The organism is Marinobacter sp., from assembly GCF_033722195.1.
In the GTDB taxonomy this organism is placed as follows: Bacteria; Pseudomonadota; Gammaproteobacteria; order Pseudomonadales; family Oleiphilaceae; genus Marinobacter.
This window is the reverse complement of sequence record NZ_JAWVZL010000192.1, coordinates 1-2,418: the sequence shown is the minus strand read 5'-3', so window position 1 is coordinate 2,418 and position 2,418 is coordinate 1. Positions and strand designations below refer to the sequence as shown.

Below are 2,418 nucleotides of genomic sequence, written 5' to 3'. Positions count from 1 at the left end.
TGCAATGCTTCTGCTCATGGAACGGACTCGCCCTGCGGTTGGTTAGTGGATGGAGGGATCCTTGTCACCCTGCTGGTGCTCCTGGCGCTCCTGTTCACGCATTTTCTCCAGCCGCTGCTGGATGGCACCGAACACGCTCTGCTTGGGATAGCGACCATTGTCATCGGCCTTGCCCGCAGGCGTGCCCAGCAGCAGGGTGATGGCTTCCTCAGCACTGCTGACACTGTAAACCGCAAAGCGGCCCTCTCGAACAGCCTGGACCACCTCGCTGTCCAGCATCAGGTTCTGGACGTTGGTGGCCGGCAGGATGACACCCTGGCTGCCGGTGATGCCGGTCAGCCGGCAAGTCTGATAGAAACCTTCTACCTTCTCATTGGCACCGCCGATGGGCTGCACCTCGCCGAACTGGTTCACCGAGCCGGTAATGGCCAGGTCCTGGCGCACAGGAATGCCGGACAGGGTGGACACCAGCGCACAGAGCTCCGCCAGCGAAGCGCTGTCGCCGTCCACCTCACCGTAGTTCTGTTCAAAGGTAAGGCTGGCGGACAGGTGCATGGGCTCGGTCACCGCGAAATGGGAGGCCAGCCAGGAGGTGAGAATCATCACCCCCTTGGAGTGGATATTACCCCCCAGCTTCACGTCCCGCTCGATATCGATGACGTCGCCGTCGCCGTAATAGCAGGTGGCGGTGATGCGGTTCGACAGGCCGAACTCGAAGCCGCCGGTGGACAGCACCGACAGTGCGTTCACCTGCCCCACCCGGGTGCCGGTGGTGGTCACCAGGGTGGTGCCGTCGCGGATGGCGTCGTAGAACTGGTCGCGGATGCGGCTGCTACGGTAGCGGGCGCTTTCCAGGGCCTGCTCCACATGGGTCGCCCGGATCATGGTGGAGTTGGCCTGGCGGGCCCAGTAGTCGGATTCCCGCAGCAGGTTGGCAATGTCGGCGGCATGCAGCGACAACCGGTCCTGGTGTTCGGCCATGCGGGCACTGTGCTCGATCACCCGGGCCACCGCCTTCTGGTCACAGTGCAGCAGCTTTTTCTCTTTCACCAGGCTGGCGATGAACTTGGCGTAGAGCAGCTGGCTTTCGGCGGTGCGCATCATTTCGTTCTCGAAATCCGCGGTCACCCGGAACAGCTCGGCGAACTCGGGATCGTACTCCTGCAGCAGCATCCAGGTTTCCCGGTCACCGAAGAGCACGATCTTCACGTCCAACGGTACCGCTTCCGGCTCCAGGGAGATGGTGCCGGACAGGGTCAGCTCCCGCTCCAGGGAGTTGATGGTCAGGGAGCGGGAGCGCAGGGCGCGTTTGAGGCCGTCCCAGACGAAGGGCTGCTCCAGCACCTTGATGGCGTCCATCAGCAGGTAACCGCCATTGGCCTTGTGCAGACTGCCGGGCCGGATCAGGGAGAAATCGGTGAACACCGTGCCCTTGAAGGTGACGTTCTCCACGTAACCGAACAGGTTGTGGTAGGTGGGGTTGTCTTCCACCACCATCGGCACCTCGGTGTCCTTGTGGTGCACCAGCAGGTTGACCAGGTAGCGGCGGGGCATCTTGCGATCCAGCGAGGCGTAGGCAATGGCGGCCTGCTCCTCGTTGTCCTCCAGGAAGATGTCCAGGCTCTCCACCAGATCCTTGCGGACCGCCTGCAGGTAGGCCACCACATCGGGCTCATCCGTGTAGCGGGCCACCAGTTCGTCCAGCTGGTGGCCGGCGATGCCCTCCACGGTTTCCTCGTTGAGGGCCTGCTGGCGGTCGACGTATTCCTGCTCCCACTCCGCCAGTTTGCGCAGGGCCTGGCGCAGCTTCTTTTCCAGCTTGTTGATGGCGTCCTCGAAACGGGCCCGCTGCTCCTCGGTGAGTTTCTCGAAGGACTCCACCGTGTGGGGCTCGGCGCCGTTCATGGCCACCAGGCGGTAACCGCCCGGGGTGGTCACGGTAAGGCTGACTTTCTTGCGCTTGGCCTGGTTGGCCACCTTCTCCAGTTCGTCTTCCTGCTTCTTGCTGTATTCGTTCTTGAGCTGCTCGGCCCGCTCCAGGAAGCTGTCGCTGTCGAAGGTCTGGGGAATCACCTTCATCAGCCGGGTCATCAGCTTGTCCATGTCCTGCTTGAGCTGCTGGCCCTTGCCGGCGGGCAGTCTCAGCAGCTTGGGGACACGGGGCTCCTCGAAATTGGCGACATAGCACCAGTCGTGGCTCTTGTGGTCGGTGTCGGCGTGATGCTCCAGGTACCGCAGCATCATGGTACGCTTGCCCAGCCCGTTGCGACCCACCGCATAGACGTTGTAGCCACCGTGGGGCATGGCCAGGGCGAAGCGGACCGCCTCCTGGGCCCGGTTCTGGCCGACGATCTCCGCCAGCGGCTCCAGCTGGCGGGTGCTTTTGAACGGGAATTCCTTGAGTACGCAGGCTTTGTA

The 2,418-nt window shown here is 63.0% G+C and carries 1 protein-coding gene; it reads right to left on the bottom strand.

Translation table 11 applies throughout. From position 1 onward, the window contains the following. Window positions 1-42: 42 nt before the first annotated feature. A partial coding sequence (locus R3280_RS16700; protein WP_318999737.1) for an ATP-binding protein occupies window positions 43-2,418 on the bottom strand: 2,376 nt, incomplete at its 5' end.